At 69.4% G+C, this 19,490-nt stretch carries 20 protein-coding genes; 11 read left to right on the forward strand and 9 right to left on the reverse strand.

The annotated features are described in order from the left end of the window. Positions 1–22: 22 nt before the first annotated feature. Complete coding sequence (locus OM513_RS01705) at positions 23–688, forward strand: MBL fold metallo-hydrolase (protein ID WP_264942414.1); 666 nt, start codon at positions 23–25, stop codon at positions 686–688. A 6-nt stretch (positions 689–694) separates the two neighbouring features. Here OM513_RS01705 and OM513_RS01710 read toward each other — a convergent pair whose 3' ends face one another. Continuing rightward, positions 695–1,084 (reverse strand): MAPEG family protein, encoded by a 390-nt coding sequence (locus OM513_RS01710; protein ID WP_264942415.1) that lies wholly within the window; start codon positions 1,082–1,084, stop codon positions 695–697. A gap of 202 nt (positions 1,085–1,286) precedes the next feature. Between OM513_RS01710 and rpmF the strand changes: the two genes are divergently transcribed. The 5 genes from rpmF to OM513_RS01735 all read left to right on the forward strand — a co-directional run bounded on the left by rpmF (position 1,287) and on the right by OM513_RS01735 (position 4,289). Next, positions 1,287–1,466 carry a 50S ribosomal protein L32 gene (rpmF, locus tag OM513_RS01715; RefSeq protein ID WP_264942416.1) on the forward strand — a complete coding sequence of 60 codons (180 nt, stop codon included), beginning with the start codon at positions 1,287–1,289 and terminating at the stop codon, positions 1,464–1,466. Between the two features lie 29 nt (positions 1,467–1,495). Continuing rightward, on the forward strand, positions 1,496–2,527 hold the full coding sequence (gene plsX / locus OM513_RS01720) for a phosphate acyltransferase PlsX (RefSeq protein WP_264942417.1): 1,032 nt from the start codon (positions 1,496–1,498) through the stop codon (positions 2,525–2,527). A gap of 7 nt (positions 2,528–2,534) precedes the next feature. Then, entirely contained in the window at positions 2,535–3,506 is a 972-nt protein-coding gene (locus tag OM513_RS01725; protein WP_264942418.1) for a beta-ketoacyl-ACP synthase III, read from the forward strand. Between the two features lie 106 nt (positions 3,507–3,612). Continuing rightward, complete coding sequence (locus OM513_RS01730) at positions 3,613–3,912, forward strand: integration host factor subunit alpha (RefSeq protein ID WP_264943009.1); 300 nt, start codon at positions 3,613–3,615, stop codon at positions 3,910–3,912. 8 nt (positions 3,913–3,920) lie between these two features. Beyond that, positions 3,921–4,289, forward strand: coding sequence for a MerR family transcriptional regulator (locus tag OM513_RS01735; protein ID WP_264942419.1), 369 nt, complete (start codon positions 3,921–3,923; stop codon positions 4,287–4,289). A gap of 45 nt (positions 4,290–4,334) precedes the next feature. On the opposite strand, the gene OM513_RS01740 is transcribed toward OM513_RS01735, so the two are convergent. Continuing rightward, entirely contained in the window at positions 4,335–4,868 is a 534-nt protein-coding gene (locus OM513_RS01740) for a SixA phosphatase family protein (protein WP_264942420.1), read from the reverse strand. Then, positions 4,865–7,576, reverse strand: a complete 2,712-nt coding sequence (locus OM513_RS01745) for an ATP-dependent DNA helicase (protein WP_264942421.1) — start codon at positions 7,574–7,576, stop codon at positions 4,865–4,867. Before OM513_RS01745 ends, OM513_RS01740 begins: the two co-directional genes overlap by 4 nt. Positions 7,577–7,674: 98 nt before the next feature. Here OM513_RS01745 and OM513_RS01750 point away from each other — a divergent pair, with 98 nt between their 5' ends. Further along, entirely contained in the window at positions 7,675–9,288 is a 1,614-nt protein-coding gene (locus OM513_RS01750) for a lysine--tRNA ligase (RefSeq protein WP_264942422.1), read from the forward strand. Here OM513_RS01750 and OM513_RS01755 read toward each other — a convergent pair. Then, positions 9,251–10,729: a DUF389 domain-containing protein gene (locus OM513_RS01755; protein WP_264942423.1), complete on the reverse strand. Its 1,479-nt coding sequence runs from the start codon at positions 10,727–10,729 to the stop codon at positions 9,251–9,253. The two genes, OM513_RS01750 and OM513_RS01755, sit on opposite strands and share 38 nt — an antisense overlap. Before the next feature lie 53 nt (positions 10,730–10,782). Between OM513_RS01755 and nhaA the strand changes: the two genes are divergently transcribed. Next, on the forward strand, positions 10,783–12,024 hold the full coding sequence (gene nhaA, locus OM513_RS01760) for a Na+/H+ antiporter NhaA (protein WP_264942424.1): 1,242 nt from the start codon (positions 10,783–10,785) through the stop codon (positions 12,022–12,024). 33 nt (positions 12,025–12,057) lie between these two features. On the opposite strand, the gene OM513_RS01765 is transcribed toward nhaA, so the two are convergent. The 4 genes from OM513_RS01765 to sucC are packed head-to-tail and all read right to left on the reverse strand — an operon-like array spanning position 12,058 to position 15,644. Next, the gene (locus OM513_RS01765) at positions 12,058–12,714 is read right to left on the reverse strand and encodes a phytanoyl-CoA dioxygenase family protein (protein ID WP_264942425.1); all 657 of its coding nucleotides are present in this window, start codon (positions 12,712–12,714) and stop codon (positions 12,058–12,060) included. Positions 12,715–12,720: 6 nt separating this feature from the next. Then, the gene (locus tag OM513_RS01770; RefSeq protein ID WP_264942426.1) at positions 12,721–13,650 is read right to left on the reverse strand and encodes an electron transfer flavoprotein subunit alpha/FixB family protein; all 930 of its coding nucleotides are present in this window, start codon (positions 13,648–13,650) and stop codon (positions 12,721–12,723) included. Beyond that, positions 13,647–14,399, reverse strand: a complete 753-nt coding sequence (locus OM513_RS01775) for an electron transfer flavoprotein subunit beta/FixA family protein (protein ID WP_264942427.1) — start codon at positions 14,397–14,399, stop codon at positions 13,647–13,649. The genes OM513_RS01770 and OM513_RS01775 overlap by 4 nt, the downstream gene beginning before the upstream one ends. 45 nt (positions 14,400–14,444) lie before the next feature. Then, the gene (sucC, locus tag OM513_RS01780) at positions 14,445–15,644 is read right to left on the reverse strand and encodes an ADP-forming succinate--CoA ligase subunit beta (protein WP_264942428.1); all 1,200 of its coding nucleotides are present in this window, start codon (positions 15,642–15,644) and stop codon (positions 14,445–14,447) included. 160 nt (positions 15,645–15,804) lie between these two features. On the opposite strand from sucC, the gene OM513_RS01785 reads away from it, so the two are divergent. Beyond that, positions 15,805–16,305, forward strand: a complete 501-nt coding sequence (locus OM513_RS01785; RefSeq protein WP_264942429.1) for a sterol desaturase family protein — start codon at positions 15,805–15,807, stop codon at positions 16,303–16,305. Then, positions 16,302–17,051, forward strand: coding sequence for a sulfite exporter TauE/SafE family protein (locus OM513_RS01790; RefSeq protein WP_264942430.1), 750 nt, complete (start codon positions 16,302–16,304; stop codon positions 17,049–17,051). Before OM513_RS01785 ends, OM513_RS01790 begins: the two co-directional genes overlap by 4 nt. A gap of 25 nt (positions 17,052–17,076) precedes the next feature. Here OM513_RS01790 and OM513_RS01795 read toward each other — a convergent pair whose 3' ends face one another. Continuing rightward, positions 17,077–18,012: a ribose-phosphate pyrophosphokinase gene (locus tag OM513_RS01795; RefSeq protein WP_264942431.1), complete on the reverse strand. Its 936-nt coding sequence runs from the start codon at positions 18,010–18,012 to the stop codon at positions 17,077–17,079. Positions 18,013–18,155: 143 nt separating this feature from the next. On the opposite strand from OM513_RS01795, the gene gltX reads away from it, so the two are divergent. Then, a complete protein-coding gene (gene gltX, locus OM513_RS01800; RefSeq protein ID WP_264942432.1) occupies positions 18,156–19,478 on the forward strand; it encodes a glutamate--tRNA ligase in 1,323 nt (440 codons plus the stop codon). Positions 19,479–19,490 lie beyond the last annotated feature (12 nt).

Below are 19,490 nucleotides of genomic sequence, written 5' to 3' on the forward strand. Positions count from 1 at the left end.
CCGTCCGCCTATCCCGGCGGCGATGTCCCAGCCCCCCCTGCGCGCGGCGATCGTGCCGGTAACGCCGCTCCAGCAGAACTGCACGCTGTTGTGGTGTACCGAAACCATGCGCGGCGCCTTCGTCGATCCCGGCGGCGACCTGGATCGCCTGCGCGCCGCCGCCAAGCAGCATGGCGTGACGATCGAGAAGATCCTGGTGACCCATGGCCATATCGATCATTGCGGCGCGGCGGGCGAATTCGCGCGCGAACTGGGCGTCCCCATCGAAGGGCCGCATGAGGCGGATCGGTTCTGGATATCGCGCCTGGACGAGGACGGCCGCCGCTATGGCGTGCGCGGCACCCCGTTCGAGCCCGATCGCTGGCTGGTGGACGGCGACACGGTGACCGTCGGCAATCTGACGCTGAACGTCTATCACTGCCCCGGCCACACGCCGGGCCATGTCGTGTTCCACCATCCCGAATCGAAGCTGGCGATCGTCGGCGACGTGCTGTTCCAGGGATCGATCGGCCGCACCGATTTCCCGCTGGGCAATCACCAGGACCTGATCGATTCGATCACGCAGAAGCTGTGGCCGCTGGGCGGCGACACCGTGTTCGTCCCCGGCCACAACCAGCCGAGCACCTTTGCGCACGAACGGCAGAACAATCCCTTCGTCGCCGATTCGGTGCTGGCCCGCGGCGGCTGAACCGCCTCAGAACGCCAGCCAGGGGATCGCCAGCGCGGTGAACGCCAGGCCCAGCATCACCAGCATGGTGCCCGCGATCCCCCATTGGCGGCCCGGCATCCAGCCGTCCATGCCGATGCCGTGGAGCACGCGCGATACCAGGAACACCCCGGCCACGCCCCACAGCCACGCCGGGCTGCCCAGCGCCAGTTCGATCAGGGCCAGCAGGATCAGCACGATCGGGGCGTATTCGATGAAGTTCGCCTGCGCGCGCATGCACGCCTCCAGCCGGTCGTTGCCGCCGGCGCCGATCGAGATTCGCTCCTTTATGCGGATGCGGCCGATTCGCATGCTGAGCCACATGTTGATCAGCGCGGCGAAGCCCGCGGTGGCCAGCGTTACGGGCAATATCGTCATCGTCCCCCCTCCAACTCTATAAGGGGTTGGTGGCACGCCCCGCGCGCCCTTGCAACGCGGCACGAAATCGCTATAGGCGCTCGCTCGCTTCGTGACCTGTCCGCTGGTCCGGTGAGCGGCCGGATACGGCGTCGCTTGCCCGGGCCGCAACGCGGGCATATCGCGACCGTGGTTTTCTGTTGTTGTCGAAGAAGGTGCCGAAATGGCCGTCCCCAAGAGAAAGACCTCGCCCTCGCGGCGTGGCATGCGCCGGGCGCACGACGCGCTCAAGGTCGAGGCGTTCCAGGAGTGCCCGAACTGCGGCGAGCTGAAGCGCCCGCACGTGCTGTGCTCCGCCTGCGGCCATTACAACGGCCGTGAGGTCGTGTCGGTCGAAGGCTGATCGCCACGGCGCAACGGGGGCTTAGCGGCATGACCAACCTCTCGCGGATCGCCGTCGATGCGATGGGCGGCGACGAGGGGGTTGCCGTGATGCTCGCCGGGGTCGCCGCCGCGCGCCGCCGGTTCGAGGGGATGCAATTCTACCTCGTCGGCGATGAGGCGCGGATTCGCGAAGGGCTGAAGAGCCATCCGAACCTGACTGCGGCTTCGGAGATCGTCCACGCGCCCGACGTGATCAGCGCGGACGACAAGCCCAGCCAGGCGATTCGCCGCGCCAAGACCACGTCGATGGGAATCGCCATCGATCTGGTGAAGCAGGGCAAGGCCGGCGCCGCCATATCCTCGGGCAACACCGGCGCGCTGATGGCGATGGCCAAGCTGTCGCTGCGCACCATGCCGGGCATCGATCGCCCCGCGCTGGCCGCGCTTATGCCCAGCCTGGGCGACAACGACACGGTGATGCTCGATCTGGGCGCCAACACCGAATGCGACGCCCGCAACCTCGTCCAGTTCGCGGTGATGGGCGCGGCCTATGCGCGCACCGCGCTCGACCTGGAAAGCCCGCGCGTCGCGCTGCTCAACATCGGCACCGAAGAGCTGAAGGGCACCGAGAGCATCCGCGATGCCGCCACCGCGCTGCGCGCCGCGACGCATCTGCCGCTGACCTTCACCGGCTTCATCGAGGGCAACCGCCTGTCGCGCGGCGACGTGGACGTGATCGTCTGCGACGGCTTCTCGGGCAATATCGCGCTGAAGAGCGTCGAGGGCACCGCGCGATTCGTCGCCGATCTGCTGCGCCGCGCCTTCCAGAGCTCGATCCGGTCCAAGATCGGCTTCCTGATCTCGCGGCCGGCCACCGAGCTGCTCAAGCACCATCTGGACCCAAACAATCACAATGGCGCCGTCTTCCTGGGCCTCAACGGCCTGGTGGTGAAGAGCCACGGCGGCGCGAACGAGGTGGGCGTGGCCACCGCGATCGGCTTCGCCGCCAAGCTGGTGCGCGAGGATCTGATGCGGCGCATCGCCGAGGATCTGGGAAACTTCGAAGCGAAGGCTGCGTGACACGCTGATGGCTGTGCGTTCGGTAATCCTCGGCACCGGTTCCGCCCTGCCGCCCCACCGCGTCTCCAACGCCGAGCTGGCGGAGAAGGTCGACACCAGCGACGATTGGATCGTCGAGCGGACCGGCATCCGTTTCCGCCACATCGCGGGCGAGGGGGAAACCACCGGCACGCTGGCCGCCGATGCCGCGCGCGCCGCGCTGGCCGCCGCGGGGCGGGAAGCGAAGGATATCGACCTGATCGTGCTCGCCACCGCGACGCCCGACCAGACCTTTCCCGCCACCGCGACGCGCGTTCAGGCGGCGCTGGGCATCAACGATTGCGTGGCCTTCGATGTCGCGGCGGTCTGCTCGGGCTTTCTCTATGCGTTGCAGGTCGCCGATTCGATGATCCGCGCCGGCGCGCATCGCCGCGCGATCGTGATCGGGGCAGAAACGTTCAGCCGCATCCTCGATTGGGAGGATCGCGCCACCTGCGTGCTGTTCGGCGACGGCGCGGGCGCGGTGGTGCTGGAGGCGCAGGAGAGCGCGGGGCCGCAGGGCCGCGGCATCCTGGCCGCGCGGCTCCATGCCGACGGGCGGCACAACGGCCTGCTCTATGTCGATGGCGGCCCTTCGACCACGGGCACCGTGGGCAAGGTGCGGATGAAGGGTTCGGAAGTGTTCCGCCACGCCGTGGTCAACCTGGCGGGGGTGATGGGCGAGGCGCTGGACGCCGCGGGGCTGACCCCGGCCGACGTCGATTGGGTGGTGCCGCACCAGGCCAACAAGCGCATCCTGGACGCAACAGCGCGCAAGCTGGGGCTGGCGCCGGAGAAGGTGATCGTCACCGTCGACCAGCATGCCAACACCTCCGCCGCATCGGTTCCGCTGGCGCTCGATACCGCGGTGAAGGATGGCCGAATCAAGCCCGGCGACCTGCTGGTGCTGGAGGCGATGGGCGGCGGATTCACCTGGGGCGCGGCGGTCGTCCGCTTCTGATCGTCCGGTTCGCGGGGCATTGTTACAGTTCGGAAATGTTCTGGTTTGCGCCGCAGTCACAATCTGTTAGGCTGAGTCGACCGGATTTTTGGGGGAGAGCTGCATGATGGCCGAGGCGGGCACGCTTACCAGGGCAGACCTGGCGGAAAAGCTGCACACCGAGGTCGGGTTGTCGCGTGCCGATGCCGCGCGGCTGGTGGAGCAGATCCTGGGCCATATGTGCGACGCGCTGGCCGAGGGCGAGAATGTGAAGATCTCCGGCTTCGGCAGCTTCATCCTGCGCGACAAGGGCGAGCGCGTCGGCCGCAATCCCAAGACGGGTATCGAAGTGCCGATCGCGCCGCGCCGCGTGCTGACCTTCCGGGCCAGCCAGATGATGCGCGACCGTATCGTGGCGGCGGGGTGATTTAGGTCATGCCGGAGAAGGCGGCTGGCGCCCTCCGGACGATAGGCGAACTCGCCCAGGAGATTGGGCGCCCCCAGCATATCCTGCGCTATTGGGAGACGCGCTTCCCGCAGCTCCGGCCGCTCACGCGCGCGGGCAATCGCCGCTATTACCGGCCGGAGGACGTCGCGCTGGTCCGGCGCATCCACCAGTTGCTGTCGCAGGAAGGTTATACGATCCGCGGCGTGCAGCGGCTGCTGGCTGCCGAGCGCGGCGGCAAGGCGGCGCGCGCCGCCGCGCCTGCCCCTGCCCCGGCCCCCGCGAGCGATCCGGCAGCGCTGAAAGCGATCCGCGACTCGCTGGACCAGGCGTTGAAAGACGATTCGGCCGGCGATTAGGGTCTGTCCGCCTTTGGCGGAATCGGCGCCGGCCCGCTCCCGGCCCTATCCCCGGTCCGGCCCCAGGCTGGGGTCCAGGTCGCGCGGGCGGACGAAGCGGATCAGCTCGGCCGTGGCAGGCGCGGCATCCTCCCATCGCGCCACGTCGAACCGCAGCTCGGCCAGGCTGGCGGTGGGGAATTTCTCCTCCACATTCTCCACCAGCGGGCCATCCTGGGCGAGCAGCAGCACCAGATCCTCAAGCCCCGGATTGTGGCCGACCAGCAGCGCGCTGCCGGCCCCCTCGGGCAGCTCGCGCACGATATCGAGCAGCGTCGCGGCCGATGCCAGATAGAGCCGCTGGTCCCATGCCGGGGCCAGCGCGCCGCCATACCCCGCCTCGATCTGCTCCAGCGTCTGCACCACGCGCGCCGCGGGGGAAGCGGCGACATGATCGAATTCCAGATCCAGCGCGCGCATGTGGCGGCCAATCGCCTGGGCGGCGCGCTGGCCCTTGGGGTTCAGCGGCCGATCGAAATCGCGGGCGACCGGATCGTCCCATCCCGATTTGGCGTGGCGCAGCAGCGTGAGCGTCTTCATCCCGATCCCCGGACTCCGGCGGGGGCCTCTTGCCGCAGAGATGTGTCCAAGGAAAGTCGTATACGCGCCACCGCCTCGTCCAGCGGCACGCGCGATACCGGGGTTCCCGCTGGAAAGGCGCTGAGCAGGCGGCTGGGGCACGCGGCGGAGAGCAGCACGAAGGCGCCGCGATCGCCCGCGCGGCGGATCAGCCGGCCGAACGCCTGCGCCATCCGCGCGCGCACGATCCGGTCGTCATAGGCGCCGCCGCCGCCCGCCAGCCGCCGCGCGGCATGGAGTACGCCCGGCTTGGGCCAGGGCACGCCCTCCATCACCACCAGCCGCAGCGAATCGCCCGGCACGTCCACTCCGTCACGCAGCGCATCGGTGCCCAGAAGCGATGCGCGCGGATCGTCGCGGAAGATATCGACCAGCGTGCCCGTGTCGATCGGATCGACATGCTGCGCATAGAGCGGCAGCCCTTCGCGTGCGAGCCGGTCGGCCACGCGCGCATGCACCGACCGGAGCCGCCGGATCGCGGTGAACAGCCCCAGCGTGCCGCCGCCCGCCGCCACGATCAGCCGCGCATAGGCGTTGGCCAGCGCCGCCAGGTCGCCGCGCTTGACGTCGGTGACGATGATCACTTCCGAATTGGCGGCATAATCGAACGGGCTCGGCGCCTCGAAACGCATGGCGGGGAGCGGCAGGTGCGCCGCGCCGGTGCGCGCTTCCGCCACCTCCCAGTCGCCCCCCGCGCGCAGCGTGGCGGAGGTGACGAGCGCGCCATGCGCGGGCTTCAGCACCACATCGGCCAGCGGCCGCGAGGGATCGAGCCAGTGGCGGTGCAGCCCCACGTCATATTCGCGCCCCTCGACGCGATCGACCGCCAGCCAGTCCACGAACTTGGGATCGGCCGGTCCGCCGATCCGCGCGATCAGCGACAGCCAGGCCCCCACCGTGTCCGCCCGCCAGCCGAGCGAGGCGATCGCCCCCTCGATCCGCGCGCGCGCCGGCCCGTCCATCCAGTCCGGGCCGTCGGTGAGCAGCGCCTCCAGCCGCCGCCCCAGCACGATCATCGGCCGCAGCAGCGCATCGAGCGCCTCACCGGCAGGGCCGGCCGCCTCCACCAGCGCGGCATCGGGCTCGGCCAGCTCGGTCTCCAGGCCGTATCCCGCATCCTCGCCCTCGTCGCGGGCATAGACCAGCCCGCGCACCGCCGCGAGCAGCGCCTCGACCGGGCCGAAGGGCTGGCCCTCCGCCAGCCGCTGGAGCCATTGATCGGACGGAAGCTGGCGCGCCGCGGCCACTGCCGCCGCGATCGCCTCGCCCCCTTCGGCGTCATAGCTGGCGACATCGGAAAGCCGCGCCGCCAGCCCGCGGCGGCGCCCCCGGCTGGTGCCTTCCGGCCCGGTGATCCAGCGGCGGATCTCGATCGCCTCCTGCCCCGTCAGCGCCGCGGCGAAGATCGCGTCGGCGGCATCGAACAGGTGATGCCCTTCGTCGAACACATAGCGCGCGGGGCGGCTGTTAGCCTCACGCCCGCGCGCGGCGTTGACCATCACCAGCGCGTGATTGGCGATGACGATGTCGGCGTCGGCGCTGGCCCGCGACGCGCGCTCGATGAAGCATTTCCGGTAATGCGGGCAACCGGCGTAGATGCATTCGCCCCGCCGGTCGGTCAGCGCGGTCGATCCGTTGCGGCGGAACAGCACGGGCAGCCAGCCGGGCAGATCGCCGCCCACCATGTCGCCGTCCGCCGTATAGGCCGCCCAGCGCGCGGCGAGCTGCGCCAGCACGGCGGCGCGCCCCGCGAAGCCGCCTTGCAGCGCGTCCTCCAGGTTGAGCAGGCAGACGTAATTCTCGCGCCCCTTGCGCGTCACGATCCGGCGCTTGCGCTGCTCGGGATCGGGAAACAGCCGCTCGCTTTCCTGCGAAAGCTGGCGCTGGAGCGCCTTGGTGAAGGTGGAGATCCAGACGGCACCCCCCGCCTCCGCCGCCCAGAGCGAGGCGGGCGCCAGATAGCCCAGTGTCTTGCCGATCCCCGTCCCCGCCTCCGCCAGCACCAGATTGGGCGCATCGCGCATCCGCCGCGGCTCGAATGCGGCGGCGGCGGCCTGGGCATAGGCGCGCTGCCCCTCGCGCCGCTCCGCCCCCGCGCCGGTGAGCGAATCGAGCCGGGCGGCGACCTGGTCCTCGCCCAGCGTCACGGTGCGCGGGGCGGGGCGGGGCGCGCGCTCCTCCCACTCGGGCAGCTTCGAGAACAGCCAGCGTTCGGCCTGTTCCGGCCGCCCCAGCCGCTGGCTGACCGCCGCCGCCCAGGGCCAGCGCAGCCGCGCGAGCGACTGGGCGGCGTTCCACGCGCCCTCGCGCTCCGGCCATGGCCCCTCGGCCATCGCCAGCAGCGCTTCTGCCGCGCGGCGCAGGAAGGGCGCGATTTCGGCGTCGCTCGCCGGCGGATCGATCCCCGCCGCGCGCGCCAGCCCCCGGGGCGTCGGCACCATGAAGCGCGCGGGGCGCAGGAACGCCCACAGCTCCAGCACGTCCAGCCCCGAAAGCTCCGGATGCCCCAGCCGCTGGCCCACCAGCGGCGCGTTGAGCAGGATCACGGGCGTGTCCGCCGCGATGCGGATCGCCTCCCCCCGCCCGATCGCGCGGCAATCGCCGCCGGGCGTGGCGATCCAGGTGCCCGAATGGCTGGCGTGGAGCGCGGGATAGGGGAGCGTGGTCACGGCGCCACGATAGGCGGCTGGGAACGAAAGGAAAACGAAATCCGCCCGCCCGCCCGGCACTGGCCCTCCCCGCCCCGCTCGGCTAGAGGCGCCGCACCATGATCGACAAGGACACCCTGCGCGCAGCCGCGCTCGCTTCGAAGGCCTGGCCCTATGAAGAGGCGCGCAAGCTGCTGAAACGCTATCCCGCCATCGAGCAGGGCGGCGCGCCGGAAAAGGGCTATGTCCTGTTCGAAACCGGCTACGGCCCCTCGGGCCTGCCGCATATCGGCACGTTCAACGAAGTGCTGCGCACCACCATGGTGCGCCGCGCGTTCGAGGCATTGAGCGACGTCCCCACCCGGCTGATCGCGTTCAGCGACGACATGGACGGGCTGCGCAAGGTGCCGGACAATGTACCGAACAAGGAGATGCTGGCCGCCAACCTGGGCAAGCCGCTCACCCGCGTGCCCGATCCCTTCGGCAAATATGAGAGCTTCGCGCATCACAACAACGCGATGCTGCGCGAGTTCCTCGACCGCTTCGGCTTCGAATATGAGTTCCTCTCGTCGAGCGAATGCTATGCCTCCGGCCGGTTCGACGAGACGCTGCGGGCGGTGCTGCGCAACTATCGCAAGATCATGGACATCATGCTGCCGACGCTGGGCGCCGAGCGGCAGGCGACCTATTCGCCCGTCCTGCCGGTAAGCCCCAAGAGCGGCATCGTGCTCCAGGTCCCGGTCGAGGTGATCGACGCCGAGACCGGCATGGTCGCCTTCATGGACGAGGGCGAGCGGATCGAGCAGACCATCTTCGGCGGCCATGCCAAGCTGCAGTGGAAGGTCGACTGGGCGATGCGCTGGGTGGCGCTGGGCGTCGATTACGAGATGTCGGGCAAGGACCTGATCAGCTCGGTCGAGCAAAGCTCCAAGATCACCCGCGCGCTGGGCGGCCGCCCGCCCGAGGGCTTCACCTATGAGCTGTTCCTCGACGCCAAGGGCGAGAAGATCTCCAAGACCAAGGGCAACGGCCTCTCGATCGAGGAATGGCTGACCTATGGCCCGGACGAGAGCCTGGCCTTCTACATCTATCGCGAGCCCAAGAAGGCCAAGTCGCTCCACCTGGGCCTTATCCCGCGCGCGGTGGACGATTACTGGCAGTTCCGCGCCAATTATCCGGAACAGCCCGTCGAGCAGAAGCTGGGCAACCCCGTCCACCACATCCACAACGGCGATGTGCCGGCGGAGACGCTGCCGGTCACCTTCGGCCTGCTGCTCAACCTCGTCGGCGTGATGGGCGAGGCGAGCAAGGAGCAGGTGTGGGGATATCTCCGCAACTACCTGCCCGGCGCGGACGCGGCGAGCCATCCCGAGCTGGACCGCATGATCGGCTATGCGCTCGCCTATGCCCGCGATTTCGTGGCGCCGGCGCTGAACAAGCGCGCGCCGCAGGGCGTGGAGATTGCGGCGCTGGAGCGGCTCGACGCGGTGCTGGCCGCGCTGCCCGAGGGCGCGGGCGCCGAAGAGATCCAGAACCAGGTCTATGAGATCGGCAAGGCGCAGTTCGGCGATCTGGGCGGGTTCGAGAATCTGCGCGACTGGTTCAAGGCGCTGTACGAGACGCTGCTCGGCTCCGAACAGGGGCCGCGCATGGGCAGCTTCATCGCGCTCTACGGCGTGGAGAACAGCCGCCGGCTCATTGCGGAGGCACTGGCTCGGGCAGCGCAAGGCTGAGCGTGACGGCCCCGTTCGCGGGGCCGCGCACCACCGGCACTCCGGCCGCTTCCAGCGCGGCGGCGGCGCGATCGGCACCGTCGCCCGCACCACCGACTGACACCGCCAGCCCGCGCCGCCGCGCCGCCCAGGCGGCGTCGGCGATCCGGTCCGGCGCCGGATCGCCCGCGGAGTCGAAGCTCAGCGCGCCGATGGTCGCCAGCGGGGGTACAAGCGCGATCGTCCAGCCCTCCGGCGCACCCGCGGCGGCGCGCTCCTCCAGCGCGCGATAGGTACCGATGGTGGCGCCAGGCAGCGGCTGGGCGTTGACGGTCGCCTGCCGGTGGCCGCCATCCACGGTGACCGCATCGGCCGATACGCCCGCCGCCACCGCCAGCCGCTCGATCAGGCGCGCCTCCTCCTCGCTGGCGTGGCTGCGCGCCTGGGAGAGTTGCACGGCTTCCGCCTGGGCCGTGGTACCGACGCGATATTGCTCCAGCCTGGCCTCCACCGGGCGCCCGAACAGGCGGGTCAGCGTGGCGCTTATGGTGCGGTCCGCGCCTGGGCGCAGCTCCGGCGTTAGCACCACCGCGCTCAGCCGGACGGGCACGCGCGCGAAATCCACCTCGAGTTGGCTCAGCCGCGCGTCACTGGAGAATTGCGCGGAAACCACCTCGCGCGCCTGGCGCGAAGCCACGCTCTCCCAGGCGATCTGGCGCAGCGACAGGCCCAGCGGCACCGCCAGCGCCAGGAACACGCCACAGGCCACCACCAGTTGCAGCATCGTATGCTGCGGCGAAAGATGCGTCGCGAACCCATAGAAGCGCGCCATCACCGCGGCGGCGAGCGCGATCGTCATCAAATTGGTGAAGAACAGCAGCAGCGATCCGCCAAACACGGTCCAGTTCGCGGTGGCCAGGCCGAACCCGACCACCGCCAGCGGCGGCATCAGCGCGGTGGCGATCGCCACGCCCACGATCGTCCCTTCGCGCCCGCGCACCATCGCATAAGCGCCCGCCAGCGCGGAAAACAGCGCGACCAGCAGGTCGAACAGGTTCGGCCGCGTGCGCGCCGCGATCTCGTCCGTCACGTTCTGGATCGGTGAGACCAGCACGATCAACGCGCAAAACAGTACCGCGATCAGCACGCCGGCAGCGAGCGCGACCGCCGCCTCGCGGATCTCGCGCCAATCGAAGGTCGCCAGGCCGAAGCCCAGGCCGATGATCGGCCCCATCAGCGGCGAGATCAGCATCGCGCCGATCACTACCGCCGGCGAGGACAGCAGCAGGCCCAGCACGGCGATTCCCGCCGACATCAGGATCATGAAGGCGAACCGGCCGTTCAGCCCGGCTTCGTCGCGCACGCGCTCCACCACCGCGACATGATCGACCGAGCGGGTGAGCTGCTGGCGCCACCAGCGCCAGGGGGAGCTACGCAGACTGGGAGCGTCAGAACCCGGCATTTCGGCTGGCCTAGGGGGTTTGCACCCGGAATTCCAGTCAATAGGGTGACGTTATGCAACAGGATACCCGGCACCGCCCTCGCGTCCGCTCCGCGCTCCGCGAATTCCTGAAGGGGGAGGCGGCGGGCGGCATCGTGCTGATGGCGGCGGCCGCGGCGGCGATGATCGCCGCCAACCTGCCGGGGCTGGCGGAGGAATATTTCCACCTCCTCCATCTGGAAACCGGCCCGGTGATCAGCCCAAAATATGGGCCGATGACCGTCCACCTGTGGATCAACGACGCCGCGATGGCGCTGTTCTTCCTGCTCGTCGGTCTGGAGATCAAGCGCGAGTTCGTCGACGGGCGGCTGGCAAGCTGGGAGCATCGCCGCCTGCCCGTGGTTGCGGCGGCGGCGGGCATGCTCTTTCCGGCGCTGGTCTATCTGGCGATCACCGCGGGAATGCCCGGGCTCACCAACGGCTGGGCGATCCCGGCCGCGACCGACATCGCCTTCGCGATCGGCGTGCTGGCGCTGCTGGGCAAGCGCGCGCCCGCATCGCTCAAGCTGTTCCTGACGACCGTGGCGATCGTGGACGATATGGGCGCGGTGGCGATCATCGCGCTGGCCTATACCGCCAGCATCAACAGCCTGGCGCTGGGGCTGGCGGCGCTGGTGATGGCCGTGATGTATGTGATGGGGCGCAGCGGGGTGACGAAGCTGTGGCCCTATCTGCTGATGGCGGCGGTGCTGTGGTACTTCGTGTTCCTCTCCGGCGTGCATGCCACGATCGCGGGCGTGGCGGCGGCGATGATGATCCCGATCCGCAAGACGCCCGGCGCGCCGGATGCGGAGGATTCGCCGCTCCACCGGCTGGAACATGCCCTGCATCCCTGGTCGGCGTTCCTGATCGTGCCGCTGTTCGGCTTCGCCAACGCGGGCGTCTCGCTCGCCGGGGTGACGCCCGCGACGCTGCTGGAGCCGCTGCCGCTGGGCATCGCGGCGGGGCTGCTGCTGGGCAAGCAGATCGGCATCTTCGGCTGTATCTGGGCGGCGGAGAAGGCCGGCTTCGCGCCGCGGCCGGGCAACGCGGGATGGGCACAGATCTATGGCGTGGCGCTGCTGGCGGGAATCGGCTTCACGATGAGCCTGTTCATCGGCGGCCTGGCCTTCCCCTATCAGCCGGAGCTGGCCGATTCGGTGAAGATCGGCGTGCTGGCGGGATCGCTGCTGTCCGCGGTCGCGGGCTTCCTGGTCCTGCGCCTCGCCGCCCGCCGCGGGGACACGAACGACGAGGCGGAGCTCGACGCGGGATAAAGCGTCGCGCCTGAACGCGCCCGGCCGCAGCTCTCAGATACCCAGCCACTCCAGCGGCAGGGGCAACACCTGTGCCGAATAGTCGACCTGCAGTACCCGGCGATGGCCCGGCAGCGCGGCCGATGCGGAGGCATGCAGGATCGGGGTGGCATAGAGCCACACGTCCCCGCGCGCGGCAAGGCAGGCCCGGGTGCCGCAGCGCGCCAAGACAGCATCGATATCCGCCTCCGCTATGCGTCCCAACCGGTGTGATCCAGGCGCGATCAGCAGCGGGGCGTTGCCGCCGTCCACCGCGTCCGGATGGATACGGATCGTGAGCATCGCTTCGATCAGCGCAAAGGGCGGCTCGACGTGCTGCATGCCCTGCTTGCGCGACCAGGGGCCGAAACCGGATACCGCCGCCCGGGCGCGCACCGCGATGGTGCGGTCCTGGTGCCAGCCGAGCGCCCAGTTGGCCGCCGCGCTCTTGTCGAACAGGATCGCACGCACCGGCCGCGCCGCCGCACCGATCCGCCCCGCCGCGATCGCCCCGAGCGCGCCCGGGCCGAGCAATTCCGCCAGCCCGGGCACCCCATGGAGCCGGATGCCCGCCTGATCCGCCGGCAGCCCGGCGGCCACGGCTTCGAGCGCGTCAAGAAAAGGGGCGGCCGCACCCGGCAGGTGCGCCGCCCCATGTTCGTGCAGGTTCACCGCGCCTCAGAGCTTTTCGGTCAGCTCCGGGACGACCTTGAACAGATCGCCGACCAGGCCGATGTCGGCGACCTGGAAGATCGGCGCGTCCTCGTCCTTGTTGATGGCGATGATGGTCTTCGAATCCTTCATCCCCGCCAGATGCTGGATCGCGCCGGAGATGCCGACCGCGATATAGACCTCCGGCGCCACGATCTTGCCGGTCTGGCCGACCTGATAGTCGTTGGGCACATAGCCCGCGTCCACCGCCGCGCGGCTGGCGCCCACCGCGGCGCCCAGCTTGTCGGCCAGCGGCTCGATGATCGCGTGGAAGTTCTCGCTGTTCTGAAGCGCGCGGCCGCCGGAGACGATCACCTTCGCGCTCGTCAGCTCGGGCCGCTCGGATTTGGCGATCTCCGCCCCGGCGAAGCTCGAGAGCCCCGCGTCGCCGGTCGAGGCCACCGCCTCCACCACGCCCGATCCGCCCTCTGCCGCCGCCTTGGCGAAGGCCGTGCCGCGCACCGTGATCACCAGCTTCGGATCGCTGGTCTGCACCGTGGCGATCGCATTGCCGGCATAGATCGGGCGCGTGAACGTGTCCGGCCCTTCCACCGACAGGATGTCGCTCAACTGCATCACGTCGAGCAGCGCGGCCACGCGCGGCGCCACGTTCTTGCCGGTCGTCGTCGCCGGGAACAGCACCGCATCGTGGCTTTCCATCAGCTTCGCCACCAGCGGCGCGACATTCTCGGCCAGCGCATGCTCAAAGGCCGCGTCGTCGGCCAGGTGGACCTTGCCCACGCCCGCGATCTTCGCCGCCGCATCGGCCACGCCAGCGCAGCCCTTGCCCGCCACCAGCAGGTGGACCTCGCCAAGCTGCGACGCGGCGGTCACCGCGGACAGCGTGGCATCCTTCACGACCTGGTTGTCGTGCTCGACCCAGACGAGCGCCTTCATGCCGCCACTCCCAGTTCCTTGAGCTTGCCGACCAGCGCGTCGACATCGGCCACCTTCACGCCCGCCGTGCGCTTGGCGGGCTCGACCACCTTCAGCGTCTTCAGCCGCGGGCTCGCGTCCACGCCGTAATCGGCCACCGTCTTCTTCAGCAGCGGCTTGGACTTCGCCTTCATGATGTTCGGCAGCGTCGCATAGCGCGGCTCGTTCAGCCGCAGGTCGGTCGTCACGATCGCCGGCAGCTTCAGGTCGACGGTCTCAAGCCCGCCGTCCACCTCGCGGGTCACCTTCACGCGATCGCCCGCGATCTCCACCGCGCTGGCGAAGGTGCCCTGCGCCCAGCCGAGCAGCGCGGCCAGCATCTGGCCGGTCTGGTTCGAATCGTCGTCGATCGCCTGCTTGCCCAGGATGATCAGCCCCGGCTGCTCCTCGGCGGCCACGGCCTTCAGCAGCTTCGCCACCGCCAGCGGCTCCACCTCTTCGTCGGTCTGGATCAGGATCGCGCGGTCCGCGCCCATCGCGCGCGCCGTCAGCAGCACGTCGCTCTCCGCCTTCGCCACGCCGATCGTCACCACCACCACCTCGGTCGCCGCGCCCTTCTCCTTCAGGCGCACCGCTTCCTCGATCGCGATCTCGTCGAACGGGTTCATGCTCATCTTGACGTTCGACAGGTCCACGCCCGTCCCGTCCGCCTTCACCCGCGGCTTCACATTGTAATCAAGCACCCGCTTGACCGGCACCAAGACCTTCATCTGCTCTCTCTCCTGTTCCGAAACGCTCCCTGGGGAGGACAGCGCTCAGGCGGCCTTCTGCACCTCGGCCACGATCTTCTTGGCGGCGTCGCCCAGATCGTTGGCGGGCACGATCGCAAGACCCGAATTGGCGAGGATGTCCTTGCCCTGCTGCACATTGGTGCCTTCCAGGCGGACGACCAGCGGAACCGACAGGTTCACTTCCTTCGCGGCGGCGACGATGCCCTCCGCGATGATGTCGCAGCGCATGATCCCGCCGAAGATGTTGACCAGGATACCCTTCACCGCCGGATCGCTCAGGATGATCTTGAACGCCGCGGTCACCTTCTCCTTGGAAGCACCACCGCCGACGTCCAGGAAGTTGGCCGGGAACATGCCGTTCAGCTTGATGATGTCCATCGTCGCCATCGCCAGGCCGGCGCCGTTGACCATGCAGCCGATGTCGCCGTCGAGCTTGATGTAGGCCAGGTCGTACTTCGACGCTTCCAGCTCCATCGGGTCTTCCTCGGTCTCGTCGCGCAGCTCCATCAGGTCCTTGTGACGGAACATCGCGTTCGAATCGAAGCCGACCTTGGCATCGAGCACCAGCAGCTTGCCGTCATCGGTGACGGCCAGCGGGTTGATCTCGATCTGCGAGGCGTCGGTGCCCAGGAAGGCGTCATAGACCTTGGCGGCCAGGCTCTCGGCCTGCTTCGCCAGATCGCCCTTCAGGCCCAGCGCGTTGGCCACGGCGCGGCCGTGGTGCGGCATGAAGCCGGTGGCCGGATCGACCGCGAAGGTGTGGATCTTCTCCGGCGTGTCATGGGCCACCGTCTCGATGTCCATGCCGCCCTCGGTCGAAACGACGAAGGCCACGCGGCCGCTGGCGCGATCGACCAGCAGCGCGAGGTAGAATTCCTTGGCGATGTCGACGCCGTCGGTGACGTACAGGCGGTTGACCTGCTTGCCGGCCGGGCCGGTCTGGATCGTGACGAGCGTGTTGCCCAGCATCTCGCTGGCGGCGGTGCGGACCTCTTCCTCGGTCTTCGCCAGGCGGACGCCGCCCTTGGCCTCGGGCGGCAGCTCCTTGAACTTGCCCTTGCCGCGGCCGCCGGCATGGATCTGCGCCTTCACGACATACAGCGGCCCGGGAAGCTGCTTGGTGGCGGCAACCGCCTCCTCGACGCTCATCGCGGCGACACCGGCGGGCACGGGCACGCCGAACTTCGCCAGCAGTTCCTTGGCCTGATATTCGTGAATGTTCATGGGAGCGGGGCCCTTCTTTTTCGAAGATCGGGAATGTCGGGCCGCCTAAAGCACAGCGCGGCGGGGGAATCCACCCCCGCGAAGGTCGCATCCCGGCAGAGGGCGCGGCGGGCTCCGATAGCCGCTTCGCCTCGCCGCGCCTCGCGCCTATAGCGGCGCCATGTCGCCGCTCGCCGGAATCGCGCTGTTCCTGCTCACCGTCCTGGGGATGGAGGGCTTCGCCTATGCCGCGCATCGCTGGGTGATGCACGGCCCCGGCTGGTTCCTGCATGCCAGCCATCACCGGCCGCGCACCGGGCCGTTCGAGTGGAACGATCTCTATGCCGCCATCTTCGCGGTGCCCTCGATCGCGCTGCTCTATATGGGCGTGCAGCTCCAATGGTGGCCGGGGTTCACCTGGATCGGCGCGGGCATCGCCGCCTATGGCGCGATCTATTTCGGCTTTCACGACGTGATCGTCCACCGCCGCATCCCCCACCGCTATGTGCCGCGTTCCCGCTATATGAAGCGGATCGTGCAGGCGCACCGGCTGCACCATGCCGTGGAGACCAAGCACGGCACGGTCAGCTTCGGCTTCCTGTGGGCGCCGCCGCCGCAGGTGCTGAAGGCGCGGCTCCGGGCCGGCGCGGCAGATTCCGGCAGGCGGACGGACGATCTTTGATCACCGACTGGCAGTTCTATGCGCTGGCGATTCCGGCGGTGATCCTGCTCGGACTGGCCAAGGGCGGGTTCACCGGCATCGGGGCGCTGTCGTTGCCGCTGATCGCCTTTGCGGTCGATCCGGTGCAGGGCGCCGCGATCACGCTGCCGATCATGATCGCCCAGGATGTGGTCGGCGTCTGGGCCTTCCGCCGATCGGTGGATTGGGCGCTGATCGGATGGATGCTGCCCGGGGCTGTGGCGGGGATCGCGCTTGGCTATATCTTCGCGGCGAATGTCACGGCCCAGGCGGTGCTGGCGGCGGTGGGGGCCATCTCGATCGCCTTCGGCGTCTATCGCCTTTGGATGGATCGCCACGCCTTTCCGCGCGCCGCGGCGCGGATGCCCGAATGGGTCGGCGCGCTGTTCGGCGTCGTGGCGGGCTTCACTAGCCAGATCGCGCATGCGGGCCAGCCGCCCTATCAGCTATGGGTGCTGCCGCGCCGGATGCCGCCGCTGATGCTGGCGGGAACGACCGCGGTGTTCTTCGCCGCCGTCAACTGGATCAAGGTGCCCGCCTATCTGGCGCTGGGCCAGTTCACCGCGGCCAATCTGGCGACCACGGCGGCGCTGCTGCCGGTGGCGATCGCATCGACCTTCGCCGGGGTATCGCTGATCCGGCGTATCCCGGCCGAACGCTTCTACACCGCGATCCATGTGCTGATGGTGGCGGTGGGCGCGGCGCTGATCTGGGAAGCGATGCGCTGATCGCGGGCGGTTTCGAACGCGCCGCTCAATCGAACAGCGACGAGACCGAGCTTTCCTCGGCGATGCGGCGCACCGCCTCGGCCAGCAGCGGGGCGATGGTCAGGTGGCGCAGCTTGGCCCGTCCCGTGATCACATCGTGGTTGCCGATCGAATCGGTGATCACCAGCTCGGCCAGCTCCGACGCCTCGACACGCGCCACCGCGCCGCCCGAAAGCACGCCATGGGTGCAATAGGCCACCACCTCCTCGGCCCCCGCCGCCTTCAGCGCGGCGGCGGCGTTGCACAGCGTGCCGGCCGAATCGACGATATCGTCGATCAGGATGCAGAACCGGCCCTGCACGTTGCCGATGATGTTCATCACCTCCGATTCGCCGGCGCGCTCGCGGCGCTTGTCGACGATGGCGAGGGGGGCGTTCTCCAGCCGCTTGGCGAGCGCGCGGGCGCGGACCACGCCGCCCACGTCGGGCGATACCACCATCCATTCGCGCCCGGCGAAGCGCGCCTTGATATCCTCCGACATCGCCGGCGCGGCGAACAGATTGTCGGTGGGGATATCGAAGAAGCCCTGGATCTGCCCGGCGTGGAGATCGACCGAGAGTACGCGGTTGGCGCCCGCCACGGTGATCAGGTTGGCGACCAGCTTGGCGGAGATCGGCGTGCGCGGGCCGGGTTTGCGATCCTGGCGGGCATAGCCGAAATAGGGGAGGACGGCCGTGATCCGCTTGGCCGACGCGCGGCGCAGCGCGTCGATCATGATCAGCAGCTCCATCAGATTGTCGTTCGCCGGAAAGCTGGTCGACTGGAGCACGAACACATCCTCGCCGCGGACATTCTCCAGGATCTCGACGAAAATCTCCTCGTCGGCGAAGCGGCGGACGTTGGCCTGGGTCAGCGGTATCTCAAGATAGTCGGCGATCGCGCGAGCGAGCGGGAGGTTCGAATTGCCGGCCATCAGTTTCATGCGTGGGTGCCCATCCGTGCGCGCCAGGAATTGCGCCCCCTTAAAGCGGTGTTCGCGCACACGCAAAGGGGTTAGGGGGCGCGCATGAAGCGAGAGTCGTTTTCGGTCGCGGGGGCCGGCGCCGCCCCGGCGGAGCCGGGCAGATGCTAGTCACGCGCTTTGCGCCCAGCCCGACGGGCCAGTTGCATGTCGGCAATCTGAGGACGGCGATCCTCAACTGGCTGCTGGCGCGCCGCCACGGCGGCCGTTTTCTGCTGCGCATCGACGATACCGACAAGGAACGTTCGCAGGAACGCTTCGTCGATGCGATCCGCGCCGATCTGGCTTGGCTGGGCATGGCGCCCGACGGCGAGGAGCGCCAGTCCGCGCGCGCCGCCCGCCACGACGCGCGCTTCGCCGTTCTGGCGGCGGCCGGCCGCGTCTATCCCGCGTTCGAGACCGCGCAGGAGCTGGAGCTGAAGCGCAAGATACTGCTCGGCCGCGGGCTGCCGCCGGTGTACGATCGCGCCGCGCTGAAGCTGAGCGAGGCGGAGATCGCCGCCCTTCGCGCCGAGGGGCGCGAGCCGCACTGGCGCTTCCGCCTCGATCACGATGCGCCGATCGAATGGGACGATCTGGTGCGCGGGCACCAGCGCTTCGATCCGGCGACGATGAGCGATCCGGTGGTGCGCCGCGCGGACGGAAGCTGGCTCTACCTGCTGCCCTCGGTGATCGACGACATCGACATGGGCATCAGTCATGTGGTGCGCGGCGAGGACCATGTCTCCAACACCGCGGCGCAGATTCAGATGTTCGCGGCGCTGGGCGCGGCGCCGCCGGTGTTCGGCCACACCGCGCTGCTGACGGGATCGGAGGGCAAGCTTTCGAAGCGGCTCGGCTCGCTCGGCATCGATCATTTCCGCGAGGCGGGGATCGAGCCCCAGGCGCTGATCGCGCTGCTCGCGCGGATCGGCACCAGCGATCCGGTGGAGCCCTTCGCCGATCCTGAGCCGCTGATCACATCCTTCGACCTCGCCCGCTTCGGCCGCGCGCCCGCGCGTTTCGACGAGGACGAACTGGCGTCGCTAAACGCCCGGATCGTCCACCAGCTTCCGTTCGATGCGGTGGCGGCGCGGCTGCCCGCCGGGATGGACGCGCGCGCCTGGGACGCGATCCGCCCCAATCTGGAGACGGTGGCGGGCGCCGCCGAATGGTGGGCGGTGGTGGAAGGGCCGGTGGCGTGCAGCCCCGCCGAGGAGGACCGCGGCTTCCTGGCCGAGGCCGCGCGGCTGGCGGATGGGCTCGACTGGCAGGGCGATCCCTGGCGCCAGCTTACCGCCGCGCTCCAGGCCGCGACGGGGCGCAAGGGCCGCGCGCTGTTCCTGCCGCTGCGCCGTGCGCTGACCGGGCGCGATCATGGCCCCGACATGGCGGCGCTGCTGCCGCTGATCGGGCGCGAACGCGCCGTCGAGCGGCTGTCCGCCTGATCCTCCGCGCCG

It is taken from the genome of Sphingomonas canadensis, from assembly GCF_026013525.1.
Lineage (GTDB): Bacteria > Pseudomonadota > Alphaproteobacteria > Sphingomonadales > Sphingomonadaceae > Sphingomonas > Sphingomonas canadensis.